Annotated in this window: 12 protein-coding genes; 7 read left to right on the forward strand and 5 right to left on the reverse strand. The window is 68.1% G+C overall.

Going from position 1 to position 13,518, the window contains the following annotated elements; translation table 11 throughout:
• Positions 1 to 34: 34 nt before the first annotated feature.
• Both dnaJ and hrcA read right to left on the reverse strand, forming a co-directional pair.
• Entirely contained in the window at positions 35 to 1,201 is a 1,167-nt protein-coding gene (dnaJ, locus tag H1R19_RS15345) for a molecular chaperone DnaJ (protein WP_188327702.1), read from the reverse strand.
• A gap of 137 nt (positions 1,202 to 1,338) precedes the next feature.
• Positions 1,339 to 2,373, reverse strand: a complete 1,035-nt coding sequence (gene hrcA, locus H1R19_RS15350; RefSeq protein WP_188327701.1) for a heat-inducible transcriptional repressor HrcA — start codon at positions 2,371 to 2,373, stop codon at positions 1,339 to 1,341.
• Between the two features lie 163 nt (positions 2,374 to 2,536).
• Between hrcA and H1R19_RS15355 the strand changes: the two genes are divergently transcribed.
• On the forward strand, positions 2,537 to 2,995 hold the full coding sequence (locus tag H1R19_RS15355; protein ID WP_188327700.1) for a type II toxin-antitoxin system VapB family antitoxin: 459 nt from the start codon (positions 2,537 to 2,539) through the stop codon (positions 2,993 to 2,995).
• A gap of 60 nt (positions 2,996 to 3,055) precedes the next feature.
• Here the strand turns inward: H1R19_RS15355 and hemW are convergent, their stop codons facing one another.
• Entirely contained in the window at positions 3,056 to 4,255 is a 1,200-nt protein-coding gene (gene hemW, locus H1R19_RS15360) for a radical SAM family heme chaperone HemW (RefSeq protein WP_188327699.1), read from the reverse strand.
• A 377-nt stretch (positions 4,256 to 4,632) separates the two neighbouring features.
• Between hemW and H1R19_RS15365 the strand changes: the two genes are divergently transcribed.
• Genes H1R19_RS15365 through H1R19_RS15385 form a run of 5 tightly spaced genes read left to right on the forward strand, consistent with a single transcriptional unit; the run spans position 4,633 to position 10,100 of the window.
• Positions 4,633 to 6,381, forward strand: a complete 1,749-nt coding sequence (locus tag H1R19_RS15365; RefSeq protein ID WP_244970721.1) for a nitrite/sulfite reductase — start codon at positions 4,633 to 4,635, stop codon at positions 6,379 to 6,381.
• Positions 6,378 to 7,130 carry a phosphoadenylyl-sulfate reductase gene (locus H1R19_RS15370; protein ID WP_219849480.1) on the forward strand — a complete coding sequence of 251 codons (753 nt, stop codon included), beginning with the start codon at positions 6,378 to 6,380 and terminating at the stop codon, positions 7,128 to 7,130. Before H1R19_RS15365 ends, H1R19_RS15370 begins: the two co-directional genes overlap by 4 nt.
• A complete protein-coding gene (cysD, locus tag H1R19_RS15375) occupies positions 7,127 to 8,080 on the forward strand; it encodes a sulfate adenylyltransferase subunit CysD (RefSeq protein WP_188327697.1) in 954 nt (317 codons plus the stop codon). Before H1R19_RS15370 ends, cysD begins: the two co-directional genes overlap by 4 nt.
• The gene (locus tag H1R19_RS15380; protein WP_219849481.1) at positions 8,080 to 9,375 is read left to right on the forward strand and encodes a sulfate adenylyltransferase subunit 1; all 1,296 of its coding nucleotides are present in this window, start codon (positions 8,080 to 8,082) and stop codon (positions 9,373 to 9,375) included. Before cysD ends, H1R19_RS15380 begins: the two co-directional genes overlap by 1 nt.
• Positions 9,372 to 10,100 (forward strand): sirohydrochlorin chelatase, encoded by a 729-nt coding sequence (locus H1R19_RS15385; protein WP_219849482.1) that lies wholly within the window; start codon positions 9,372 to 9,374, stop codon positions 10,098 to 10,100. Before H1R19_RS15380 ends, H1R19_RS15385 begins: the two co-directional genes overlap by 4 nt.
• A 119-nt stretch (positions 10,101 to 10,219) precedes the next feature.
• On the opposite strand, the gene H1R19_RS15390 is transcribed toward H1R19_RS15385, so the two are convergent.
• Positions 10,220 to 10,420, reverse strand: a complete 201-nt coding sequence (locus H1R19_RS15390; protein WP_188327694.1) for a hypothetical protein — start codon at positions 10,418 to 10,420, stop codon at positions 10,220 to 10,222.
• 113 nt (positions 10,421 to 10,533) lie between these two features.
• On the opposite strand from H1R19_RS15390, the gene H1R19_RS15395 reads away from it, so the two are divergent.
• Positions 10,534 to 12,558 carry a glycoside hydrolase family 15 protein gene (locus H1R19_RS15395; protein ID WP_188327693.1) on the forward strand — a complete coding sequence of 675 codons (2,025 nt, stop codon included), beginning with the start codon at positions 10,534 to 10,536 and terminating at the stop codon, positions 12,556 to 12,558.
• A 40-nt stretch (positions 12,559 to 12,598) separates the two neighbouring features.
• Here the strand turns inward: H1R19_RS15395 and H1R19_RS15400 are convergent, their stop codons facing one another.
• Entirely contained in the window at positions 12,599 to 13,507 is a 909-nt protein-coding gene (locus tag H1R19_RS15400) for a cation diffusion facilitator family transporter (protein ID WP_219849483.1), read from the reverse strand.
• Positions 13,508 to 13,518: the final 11 nt, after the last annotated feature.

Genomic DNA, 13,518 nt, shown 5'->3' on the forward strand with positions numbered 1-13,518 from the left:
GCCGACGGGGCGAGTGCCGACCGGGTCACGCCGCCTACTTCCCGGCGAAGGCGTTGCGCAGCCGCGAGAACAGCCCACCGGGCGCCGCGGCCGCCGAGGAGTTGACCACCTCGATCTCGTCGTCGCCGACCTTCTTCAGCTTCTGCAGCGCCTCGGTCTGCGCGGCGTCGAGCTTGGTCGGGACCACCACGTCGAGGTGCACGTGCATGGTGCCGCGCACCCCGGAACTGACGTGCGGCATGCCCTGCCCGCGCAGTTTCACGATCTGGCCGGGCTGCGTGCCGGGTGCGATCGTGACGGTGACCGGGTCGCCGAGGATCGTCTCGACCTCGAACTCGGCGCCGAGCGCCGCGTCGACCATCGGGACCTTGACGGTGCAGTGCAGGTCGTCCTTGTCCCGCAGGAACACCTCGTGGGGACGTTCGGAGACCTCGACGTAGAGGTCGCCTGCGGGCCCACCGCCGAGTCCGACCTCGCCCTGACCGGTGAGGCGGACACGCATGCCGCTCTCGATACCGGCCGGGATGCGCACGGTCATGGTCCGGCGCGAACGGAATCGGCCGTCGCCGCCGCACTTGTGGCAGGGGTCGGGGATGACCTCGCCGACGCCGTGACAGGTCGGGCATTCACGAACCGTCATCACCTGGCCGAGGAACGAGCGCTGCACCGACTGGATCTCGCCGGCGCCCTTGCAGATGTCGCAGGTGACCGGCTTGCTGTCGCCGTTGGTGCCCGATCCGGTACACACGTCGCACAGGATCGCCGTGTCGACGGTGATCTCCTTGTTGACGCCCTTCGCGCACTCGGCGAGGTCGAGCTTGATGTTGACGAGTGCCGGTTCGCCGGGCTGGACACGGGACTTGGGTCCGCGACCCGAGCCGAATCCACCGCCCCCACCGAAGCCGCCGCCGTTGCCGAAGAACGCCTCGAAGACGTCGCCGAAGCCTCCGCCGCCCCCGCCGAAGCCCCCGAACCCGCCGGCACCCGCGCCGGCGAGCGGGTCGCCACCGGCGTCGACGATGCGGCGCTTCTCGGGATCGGTCAGCACCTCGTACGCGGTGCTGACCTCTTTGAACTCGTCTTCCTTGCCCGGGTTGACGTCCGGGTGCAGTTCGCGGGCCTTCTTGCGGTAGGCGCGCTTGAGCTCCTGGTCGCCGGCGCCCTTGGCCACACCCAGGATTTCGTAGTAGTCACGTGCCACGGTCGTAGTGATCCTTCGGTCTCAGTTGGTGCCGGGCGGTGTGCGCTCGCACGACCGCGCAGTACGAGTATGGGGAACCATCCGCACCGCCGACGACCGGCCGGGTCCTTGCGAGGCCGGCGTCGTCGACACGGGCGTCATCGTTCGGCGAGCACCTCACCGATGTATTTGGCAACGGCTGCCACCGATGCAATGGTTCCCGGATAGTCCATCCGTGTGGGGCCGAGCACACCGACGCCGCCGAACACGGTTCCCGATGCACCGTACCCTGTCGACACCACCGAGGTCCCACGCAGGTTCTCGGTCTGTGTCTCCTCCCCGATCTGCACGGTGACCTGCCCCATGTCCTGCGTCGTCGCGAGGATCTTGAGAACCACGACCTGCTCCTCGAGCGCCTCCAGCACGGTGTCCATGCCCCCGACCACGGGTGTGAAATCGGCAGCCGAGCGCGCCAGATTCGAAGTCCCGCCCAGAACGAGACGGTCGTCGCCGCGTTCGACGAGGGTCTCCACCAACACGGTCGCGATGTTGAGCACGGCGCCCCGGATGTCGTCGGGTGCGCTGTTGGCCAGTTCGGCCACCGCCGCCGAGGCCGCCTCGAGTCTCTTGCCGTGCAGCGCCGCCGAGAACAGATCCCGCAGGCGGGCGATGTCGTCCTCGTCGTGGTCTTCGTTCAGGGCGACCATGCGTTGCTCGACGCGCCCGTTGTCCACGATCACCACGAGCAGCAGGCGCGACGGCGACAGCGCGACGACCTCCAGGTGGCGCACGGTTGCCGCGGACAGCACCGGGTACTGGATGACCGCCACCTGCCGGGTGAGCTGGGCGAGCAACTTGACCGATCGTCGGAGGACGTCGTCGAGGTCGACGCCGGAGTCGAGTACCGACAGGATCGCGCGGCGCTCCGCCGACGACAACGGCTTGATCTCGCTGATCCGGTCCACGAACATCCGGTAGCCCTTGTCGGTGGGCACGCGACCCGAGCTGGTGTGCGGTTGGGTGATGTAGCCCTCGGCCTCCAGCACGGCCATGTCGTTGCGGACCGTCGCACTCGACACCCCGAGCTGATGCCGCTCGACGAGCGCCTTGGAGCCGATGGGTTCCTGCGTGTCGACGAAGTCGGTCACGATCGCACGCAGGATCTCGAAGCGACGATCATCGGTGGTTGACACGCGGTACACCTCCTGGCTCAGAGCACTGCCATACAGTGGGTGAGTTCCATACTACGAAATTTGCACGGCATCGCGGCTTCGCGGCGCGGCCGCTGCGCATGGACCGTCGAGGCGTCGTCGATCACGCACGATCGACGAGGCGCGGGCGTCGGAGGAGTTCGGCATGATCTTCAAGCGGGTCCGAGAGGGCAAGCCCTACCCTGACCACGGTTTGTCGTCGCGAGGGTGGGCCAAGATCCCGCCGCGTCAGCTGCGTCTGGATCAACTGACGCCGATCACCAAGGTGCTCGCACTCGACAAGCTGCTGAGCGAGGACTCCACGTTCTACGGCGATCTGTTCGCCCATGTCGTGCGCTGGGAGGGCGAGCTCTACCTCGAAGACGGGTTGCATCGCGCCGTGCGGTCGGCGTTGCGTAATCGCTCCGTCATCCATGCGCGCACCCTCGACCTCGACAGTCTGGATCTGTCGAACTCGGCGAAACCGCTCGACGAACAACTCGAGGACACCGCCGAGATTCCGGCGCGCCGCCCGCCTGCGCCGCCGGAGGGTGGCGGCTCCCACCGGCGCGGCGTCCGGTCGACGGGGTGGACGAGCCCCGCGCGTGGAGACCAGACCTGGTGATCCACCTCGCCGTGGTGCGACAGCCCGGCTGACGAACGCCGGGCGGTGCGTGTCGCGCGTTCAGCCCCAGAGGACTCGCCGGATCACCCCGTCTGCCAGCAGACGTCCCGCATCGGTCAGGACGTACGCGCTCGGCGTCTGCGTGAGAAGCCCGTCGGTGCAGAGCTGTTCGGCGTTCGCGCGTTCGGCGTCGTCGAGGAGATCGCGAGGTAGCCCGCTGCGGCAACGGGTGGTGAGCATGACGGCCTCGAGATGGCGGTCGGCGTCGGTCAGCTGCTCCGACGAAGCGATCGGGAGGGCGCCCTCCGCAAGCGATTGTGCATAGCGCGCAGGGTGTTTCGCGTTCAGCCAGCGCACGCCGCCGACATGGGAGTGCGCTCCGGGACCGATGCCCCACCAGTCGTGGCTGTGCCAGTAGGCGATGTTGTGACGGCACTGCGACGCGTCGTCGCGGGCCCAGTTCGACACCTCGTACCAGCCGAGCCCGTCGCCGCCCAGTCGGCTGTCGAGGATCTGGTAACGGTCGGCGAGGACGTCGTCGTCGGGTGCGGGCATCTCGCCGCGCCGGATACGACGCGCCAGGGCTGTGCCGTCCTCGACGATCAGCGCGTACGCCGAGACGTGATCGACCCCGGCCGCGAGGACCGCGTCGAGGGTGGCGTGCAGATCGTCGTCGGTCTCCCCCGGCGTGCCGTAGATCAGGTCGAGGTTGACATGGTCGAAACCCGCGGCCCGGGCCTCGCGGGCGGCGGCGACCGCCCGGCCCGGGGTGTGGGTCCGGTCGAGCACCCTGAGCACGTGCTGGGCCGCGGACTGCATGCCCAGCGAGATCCGGGTGAAACCGGCCGCACGCAGCTGGGCGAAGAACTCCGGCGATGTCGATTCCGGATTGGATTCGGTGGTGACCTCGGCGTCGTCGGCGAGGTCGAAGTTCGCGCGCACGGCGTCGAGCAGACGGGTGAGACCGTCCCCGCCCAGCAGCGACGGGGTACCGCCCCCGACGAACACCGTCGACACCGGCCGGCTCGGGGTCAGCATCCGCGCCGCCGACTCGAGTTCGGCCGCGACGGCCCGATGCCACGACTCCGGCGACGAGCTCGACCCCAGTTCGCCGGCCGTATAGGTGTTGAAGTCGCAGTACCCGCACCGTGTCGCACAGAACGGGACGTGCAGGTAGAGACCGAAGGGAACTTCGGGGTCGACGCCACCGCACGCACCGGCGATCAGTTCGGGTGCGGGCGCTTGGAGGTCGACGTTCACCACTCCATCATGCCGACCGTGGCAAATCCGCCCCGCAAGACTCGGGCCATCCCCGCTCCCGGCGGGAACAGTCCTTCGGCTGCATGCGTTGTGGGCCACAGGCAGGGACCGACCCCGGCCAGTTTTCCATCATCGTGATGGAAAATAACCCCAAGTAGACGAGTCGATGGGGGGCGTGGCACTATGGACCTCGTGATTTTCCCCGGGGTGTGGCTCGCAGCTCGCCGCCACATTGATCTCAAGCGCGTCAACAGCGCTTTCTGTCGCATCTAGCGACGTCTCGGCCCCGATTGATCCCTCATCGAGGGATGCCGGCACGTTTCAGCCCGTAATTCGTGCGATGAACGCCGGCCCTGTGCGCCGGCACAGGAGACTTCATGACGTCCACAACCGATGCCCCCGCCGTGTCCGGCGTGGGTTCCGAGCCCGATCCCGCCGCCGAGAAGCGCGCGCGTCCCGCCCGCAAGGCGCGCCCGGCCAAGCGCCGCGCCGAGGGCCAATGGGCGCTCGGCTACCGCGAGCCGCTGAACCCCAATGAGCAGGTCAAGAAGGACGACAACCCGCTCAATGTGCGCGCCCGCATCGAGAACATCTACTCCAAGCAGGGCTTCGACTCGATCGACAAGCAGGATCTGCGCGGCCGGATGCGCTGGTGGGGTCTCTACACCCAGCGCGCCGAGGGCTACGACGGCACCTGGACCGGCGACGAGAACATCGACCTCCTCGAAGACAACCACTTCATGATGCGGGTGCGCTGCGACGCCGGCGCGCTCAACGTCGCGCAGCTGCGCACCATCGGCGGGATCTCCACCGAGTTCGCCCGCGACACCGCAGATCTCTCCGACCGCGAGAACGTCCAGTACCACTGGATTCGCATCGAGGACGTCCCCACCATCTGGGAGCGCCTGGAGGGCGTCGGCCTCAAGACCACCGAGGCATGCGGGGACTGCCCCCGCGTCGTGCTCGGCTCACCGCTGGCCGGCGATGCCGTCGACGAGGTCCTCGACCCGACCCCGGCCATCGACGAGATCGTGCGCCGCTACATCGGCGACCCGAAGTACTCGAACCTGCCGCGCAAGTTCAAGACCGCGATCTCCGGTCTGCAGGACGTCGCCCACGAGATCAACGACGTCGCCTTCATCGGCGTCGTCCACCCGGAGCACGGTCCCGGCCTCGACTTGTGGGTCGGCGGCGGGCTGTCGACCAATCCGATGCTCGCGCAGCGTGTCGGCGCGTGGATTCCGCTCGACGAGGTGCCCGACGTCTGGGAAGGCGTCGTCTCGATCTTCCGCGACTACGGCTACCGGCGCCTGCGCACCAAGGCGCGCCTGAAGTTCCTCATCAAGGACTGGGGTGTCGAGAAGTTCCGCCAGGTCCTCGAAGACGAGTACCTCGGGCGCAAGCTGATCGACGGCCCGGCCCCCGAGCAGCTGACCGCGCCGCGTGACCACGTCGGTGTCCAGAAGCTCAAGAACGGCCTCAACTCGGTGGGCTTCGCCGCCATCGCCGGACGCGTCTCGGGCACCATCCTCAGCGCCGTCGCCGACGCCGCCGAGCGTGCCGGCTCGGACCGCATCCGCTTCACCCCGTACCAGAAGCTGGTCATCCTCGACGTCGCCGACGACAAGGTGGAGCAGCTCATCGCCGAGCTGTCGAAGCTGGGCCTGTCGGCCCGCGCGTCCAACTGGCGCCGGAACCTGATGGCGTGCAGCGGCATCGAATTCTGCAAGCTGTCCTTCACCGAGACCCGTAAGCGGTCGCAGCGCCTGGTGCCCGAGCTCGAGGAGCGCCTGGCCGACATCAACGACTCACTCGACGTGCCGATCACGATCAACATCAACGGCTGCCCCAATTCGTGCGCGCGGGCGCAGATCGCCGACATCGGCTTCAAGGGTCAGCTCGTCGAGGACGGCGCCGGCGGCCAGACCGAGGGCTTCCAGGTCCACCTGGGCGGCAGCCTCGGATTCGATTCCGCGTTCGGCCGCAAACTGCGCCAGCACAAAGTGCTCTCCACCGACATCGGCGACTACATCGATCGCGTCGTCCGCAACTTCGTGGATCAGCGCGAGGACGGTGAACGGTTCGCGCAGTGGGCCGTGCGCGCCGACGAGGAGGCCTTGCGATGACCATCAGCACCACCGCGCCGGCCACCGGCCACCGGTTCAGCGAGGACGAGCTCCGCGAGATCGCGGAGAAGGGCGCCGCCGACCTCGGATCCGACGCCACCCCCGAGGAACTGATCCGGTGGACGGCTCAGACCTTCGGCACCAATTTCGTCGTGGCGTCGAACATGCAGGACGCCGCCCTCGTCGACCTCGCCGTCAAGCACATCGATCGCGACCTCCTCGGCGGTGATCCGGTCAAGGTGCTCTTCCTCGACACCGGATACCACTTCGCCGAGACCATCGGCACCCGTGACGCCGTCGAGCAGGTGTACGGGGTCGACATGGTCAACCTCACCCCGCCGAACACGGTCGCCGAGCAGGATGAACTGTTGGGGCGCAACCTGTTCGCGCGCGACCCCGGTGAATGCTGCCGCTTGCGCAAGGTGGTGCCGCTCAAGGCCGGCCTCGCCGGATTCGACGCCTGGATCACCGGTATCCGCCGCGTCGAGGCGCCGACCCGGGCCAACGCGCCGCTGATCTCCTTCGACGAGGGGTTCGGCCTGGTCAAGATCAACCCGATCGCGGCCTGGTCCGACGAGACCATGCAGGACTACATCGACACCCACGGCGTGCTGGTCAACCCGCTCGTCGACGAGGGCTACCCGTCCATCGGCTGCGCACCGTGCACCGTCAAACCCGAACCCGGATCCGATCCGCGCAGTGGCCGCTGGGCCGGCCGCGCCAAGACAGAATGTGGGCTCCACGCATGACCGTCACCGACTCCCTGTCGAGCACCCCCGCACTGACCGACCCCGCGCTCGACACCGAGGACTTCACCACGCTCGACGCGCTGGAGTCCGAGGCCATCCACGTCTTCCGCGAGGTCGCAGGCGAATTCGAGCGGCCGGTGATCCTGTTCTCCGGCGGCAAGGACTCCACCGTCCTGCTGCACGTCGCCCTGAAGGCGTTCTGGCCTGCGCCACTGCCCTTCTCGCTGCTCCACGTCGACACCGGCCACAACCTGCCCGAGGTCCTCGAGTTCCGCGACAAGGTCGTCGAACGTCACAATCTGCGCCTGCACGTCGCCAAGGTCGAGGATTACCTCGCCGACGGCCGGCTCACCGAGCGTCCCGACGGTGTCCGCAACCCGCTGCAGACCATCCCGCTGCTCGACGCGATCACCGAGAACCGTTTCGACGCGGTGTTCGGCGGCGGCCGGCGCGACGAGGAGCGCTCGCGCGCCAAGGAACGGATCTTCTCGCTGCGCAACGCCTTCGGCCAGTGGGACCCCAAGCGGCAGCGCCCGGAGCTGTGGAACCTGTACAACGGTCGCCACGCACCCGGCGAGCACGTGCGCGTGTTCCCGCTGTCGAACTGGACCGAGCTCGACATCTGGCGCTACATCGCCCGCGAGCAGGTTCTGCTGCCCGCGATCTACTACGCGCACCAGCGCGACGTCTTCGAGCGTGACGGCATGTGGATGACCCCCGGCGTATGGGGCGGCCCCCGCGACGGCGAAGAGCTGCAACGACTTTCGGTGCGCTACCGCACCGTCGGCGACGGCTCGTCGACCGGCGCGGTGCTCTCCGACGCCGCCGACAACCAGGCCGTGCTCGCCGAGGTCGCCGCGTCGCGACTCACCGAACGCGGCGCCACCCGTGGCGACGACCGGGTCTCCGAGGCCGCCATGGAAGACCGTAAGCGCGAAGGATATTTCTGATGAAGCACGCACCCGACCTTCTCCGCATCGCGACCGCGGGCAGCGTCGACGACGGTAAGTCCACGCTCGTCGGCCGGCTGTTGTTCGACACGAAATCCGTTCTGGCCGACCAGATCGACGCGGTCACCAAGGCATCGGTCGACCGCGGTCTCGACACCCCCGACCTGTCACTGCTCGTCGACGGTTTGCGCGCCGAGCGCGAACAGGGCATCACCATCGATGTCGCCTACCGCTACTTCGCCACGCCCGCACGGTCGTTCGTGCTCGCCGACACCCCCGGCCACGTGCAGTACACACGTAACACCGTGTCCGGGGCATCCACCGCACAGCTGGTGATCCTGCTCGTCGATGCCCGCACCGGCGTCGTCGCCCAGACCCGTCGCCACGCCGCGGTGATGGCGCTCCTCGGTGTGCCGCAGCTGGTGCTGGCGGTCAACAAGATCGACCTCGTCTCAGATCAGGCGTCGGTGTTCGCCGAGATCTCGGCCGAGTTCGCCGAACTGACCCGCTCGCTGGGCTGGTCCGACGAGCAGGTCACCGCGATCCCGGTGTCGGCATTGCATGGTGACAACGTCGCGAACCGCTCGGAGACCACCGCGTTCTACGACGGACCGACACTCATCGAACATCTCGAGACGGTGCCGAACCTGGTGGCGCGCAGCGAGGTCGGCCTCCGGTTCCCCGTCCAGTACGTCATCCGTCCGCGCACGCCGGAGTATCCCGACTACCGCGGCTACGCGGGCCTGATCGCGGCCGGCCGGGTGTCGGTCGGCGACGAAGTGGTCATCCTTCCGTCGGGCCGGCGATCCACCGTCAGCCAGATCGACACCGCCGACGGACAACTCGCCACCGCCCACACCGGACGCAGCGTCACCATCCTGCTGGAGGACGATGTCGACATCTCCCGCGGCGACCTGATCGCGGCGGTATCCGACGCCCCGGAACCTGTGCAGCAGTTCACCGCGACGGTGTGCTGGCTGGCCGAGAAGCCGCTGCGCCCGGGTGCGCGTCTGCTCCTCAAGCACGGCACCAAGACCACCCAGGCCATCGTCGGCGCGCTCGATGCACTGTTCGACGAGCAGGAGCTGGCGCTGGTCGAGGCCCCGGAGTCGGTGGAGCTCAACCAGATCGTGCGGATCTCGGTGCAGACCGCCGAGCCGATCCCGGCCGACGACTACCAGGTCAACCGCGAGTCGGGCAGCTTCTTGCTCATCGATCCGCAGGGTGGCAACACGCTGGCCGCGGGGCTCGTGGGTGACGCTCTCGCCCCGCTGCATCTCAAAGAGCTGGTGTGAGCCCGACGCTCGTCCTCGTCGCACACGGCAGTCGCGATCCGCGCTTCGGCGTGACCGCACGCCGTGTGCGCGAGGCCGTGGCGTCGAGCCTTCCCGGCGTCGAGGTCGTGCTGTCCTACCTCGACCTCGACGAGCCGCTGGTCGGTGATGCCCTCCGCGGCGTCGACCCCACCGCCGCCGACCCGGTCGTGGTGCCGATGCTGCTGACGGCGGGCTATCACCACAAGGTCGATCTGCCGGCGATCCTCGCCGAGCACCGCCCGTTCGCCCATCAGACCGATGTCGTGGGGAGGCGGTCGCTGGCCTCCGCCCTTGCCGATCGGCTGCTCGAGGCCGGCCTGGGCGATCAGGACGGTGTGATCCTGACCGCAGTCGGCTCCTCCGACACCGACGCCGACCGCTCCGTTCACGGACGGGCGATCGAGTTGTCGACCCGCCTCCGTCGTCCCGTCGAGGTGGTGTTCGCCACAAGGCTCGGGCCGGACGGTCGCGCAGTGGCGTCGGCGGTGCGTCGACTCCGCCTCGCGGGTGCACGACGGATCGCCCTGAGTCCGTATTTCCTGTCGGCGGGATTGCTGATCGAGCGCGTCGAATCAGCCCTCGACGCGATGGTCGACGAGAGCCTTGTCGCCGGTCCCCTGGGTGCACATCCCGATGTCGTGGACGCGATCTGCGCGCTGTACCGCACTGCGGCCCGCCGGCGCGCGGTGATCGCCGGACGCTGAGACGGCCGTCGGCGGGAGTGCGTCAGCGCTCGGCGTCGGTCAGGCGGTGACGAGCCAGGCGATCACGACGAGGATCAGCAACGCCAGCAGGGCGAGGGTCACGGGCGAACGAAGCAGTTTCACAATCCGGTCCCGTCATCGTCGGCGAAGCGGCGTCGGTCGAACAGCGTTGCGGCGGCGTCGACCAGGAGATTAAGAACATAGGCGATGAGGATCGCGACCGGGATCACCACGGCGACTGTCACCAGCAGCTGAGGCACGAAAGACAGGCCGGTAAGCCACTCCTCCACGCCGTCCCACCAGGCGAAGAACGCCGTCACCTCATCACCTCATCCGTCCGCTCTCGGCTGTATTCACACGCCCGGCCCGAGGGGGCCCGACCCACACGGGGGCCGATTGGCATCGAGAGGCGCCCGTCGCAATGATAGATGCCATGTCTCCCGCTGATGACTCCACCGTAACGCCCTTGCCGGCGGCGACTGCCGGGGCACCCGAGGCCCCCACCGGTGACGCGCGGGTCAGCGATCCGGGACCGACGCCCGTGTCCCCCGTGATCCCGTCGCACACCAGCAGCTTCCCGCCCATCGGCGACTACGCCTTCCTCTCCGACACCGAGACCAACTGCCTCATCGCACGCAACGGCTCGGTGGAGTGGATGTGTGTACCGCGCCCGGACTCCCCGAGTGTCTTCGGCGCCGTGCTCGATCGCAGCGCCGGCCACTTCCGTCTCGCGCCGTACGGCGTGAACGTGCCCGTCGATCGCCGGTACCTGCCGGGCAGCCTGATGGTCGAGACGACGTGGCAGACCGACACCGGGTGGATCATCGTCCGCGACGCCCTGGTCATGGGGCCGTGGCACGACAACGACAAACGATCACGGACCCACCGCCGCACGCCCACCGACTGGGACGCAGAGCACATCCTGCTGCGCACCGTGCGATGTGTGTCCGGCACAGTCGAACTGCACATGAGCTGCGAGCCGGCCTTCGACTACCACCGTGCGATGACCAGCTGGGAGTACACCGGCCCGGCGTACGGGGAGGCCGTCGCCACCGCCCGGGACACCGATGTCGACACCCCCACGCTCAAGCTCACCACCGACCTCCGGCTCGGCCTCGAGGGTCGCGAGGCACGTGCCCGCACCCGCCTCGTCGAAGGTGACAACCGATTCGTCGCGCTCAGCTGGTCGCGTCAGCCCGCGCCGCAGAACTGGGAGGAGGCCGCCCAGAAGATGTGGGCCACCAGCGAGTCGTGGCGACAGTGGATCAACATCGGCACCTTCCCGGATCACCCGTGGCGCACCCATCTGCAGCGGTCGGCTCTCACGCTCAAGGGACTCACCTACTCCCCGACCGGCGCGCTGCTCGCCGCGGCCACCACGTCGCTGCCGGAAACCCCTCAGGGCGAACGCAACTGGGACTACCGGTACGCGTGGGTACGCGACTCGACCTTCGCGCTGTGGGGCCTGTACACCCTCGGCCTCGACCGTGAGGCCGACGACTTCTTCTCCTTCATCGCCGATGTCTCCGGCATCACCAACGGTGAACGCCATCCCCTGCAGGTGATGTACGGCGTCGGCGGTGAGCGCACCCTCGAGGAGGAGGAGCTGACCCACCTCTCGGGTTACGACGGCGCCCGTCCGGTACGGATCGGTAACGGCGCGTACAACCAAGCGCAGCACGACATCTGGGGCACGATGCTCGACTCGGTGTATCTCAACATCAAGTCACACGAGTCGGTTCCGGAGACACTGTGGCCGGTCCTCAAGGCTCAGGTCGAGGAGGCCGTCAAACACTGGCGCGACCCCGACCGCGGCATCTGGGAGGTCCGCGGCGAGCCCCAGCACTTCACCTCGTCGAAGGTGATGTGCTGGGTGGCCCTCGACCGCGGTTCGCGTCTGGCGACCATGCACGGCGAGGCGACCCACGCGCGGAAATGGGCCGCGATCGCCGACGAGATCAAAGCCGACATCCTCGCCCACGGCGTCAACGACCGCGGGGTGTTCACCCAGCGCTACGGCGACGACGCCCTCGACGCGTCGTTGTTGCTCGTGCCCTTGTTGCGGTTCCTGCCGCCGGATGACCACCGGGTCCGCGCAACGGTTCTCGCGATCGCCGACGAGCTCACCGACAACGGCCTGGTGCTTCGCTACAAGGTCGAAGAGACCGACGACGGCCTCACCGGCGAGGAGGGCACCTTCACCATCTGTTCGTTCTGGCTGGTGTCCGCGCTGGTCGAGATCGGCGAACTCGAACGCGCCAAGACGCTCTGCGAGCGCCTGCTCAACTACTCGAGTCCCCTCAAGCTCTACGCCGAGGAGATCGACGCCAAGACCGGTGCGCACCTGGGTAACTTCCCGCAGGCGTTCACCCACCTCGCGTTGATCAACGCCGTCATGCACGTCATCCGCGCCGAGGAGGCGGCACACCACGGCACGTTCCAGCCGGCGAATCACTGACCGCGAGCACTCTGGCGGCAGACTTCGGTCTTGCCGGCGATCAGTCCAGCCGCCAGTCCTCATACGCCCGCGGGTCGTTGACCGGTTCGACGTGCATCGTCACGTTGAGGTCGGCGACCGCGGCGCGCAGCTCTCCTTCGACCGTCTCGGTCAGATCGTGGGCGCGCTGCACCGACCAGTTCCCGGGAACGAGCATGTGCAGCTGCACGAACCGTTCATGCCCCGCTTCCCGTGTGCGGATGTCATGGAAGTCGATACCGTCGCCGCGGTGCCGGTCGAGTACCTCGTCGATGGCGGCACGCAGCTCGTCGGGTAACGCGGAATCCATCAGACCCGCACCTGATCGCCGCACCAGTTGTACGCCGACGACGATGATGTTGACGGCGACGGCGACGGCGATCAGGGGGTCCAGCGGCAACCAGCCGGTCACCGCGACGAGGAAGACGCCGACGACCACGCCGACGGTCGTCAACACGTCGGTCATCAGGTGCTTTCCGTCGGCCTCGAGCGTGAGCGACCGGTGCCGGCGACCGGCGCGGATGAGTATGCATCCGACACCCGCGTTGATCGCGGTCGCGACCAGCGAGATCCCCAGGCCCACGCCGACTTCCTCGAGCTCACGGGGATGGATGAATCGGTCCACGGCCGTCACGATGATGGTGACCGCCGCAACCACGATCAGCACGCCCTCGAACACCGCCGAGAAGTACTCGGCCTTCGTGTGCCCGAAATTGTGTCCGCTGTCCGGTGGCTTCGCCGCCACGCGGAGTGCGACGAATGCCCCGACCGCGGCAACGAGATTGACCACCGATTCCAGTGCGTCGGACAGCAGGCCGACCGACCCGGTGATCCGCCAGGCGATGAGCTTGAGCGCGATCACCGCGATCGCCGTCGCGATGCTCAGGATCGCGAAACGCGACAGGTCGTGCCGTGGGTTGCGCGTGGTCACCGCGGGTCCCC

The organism is Gordonia jinghuaiqii, assembly GCF_014041935.1.
GTDB classification, from domain to species: domain Bacteria; phylum Actinomycetota; class Actinomycetes; order Mycobacteriales; family Mycobacteriaceae; genus Gordonia; species Gordonia jinghuaiqii.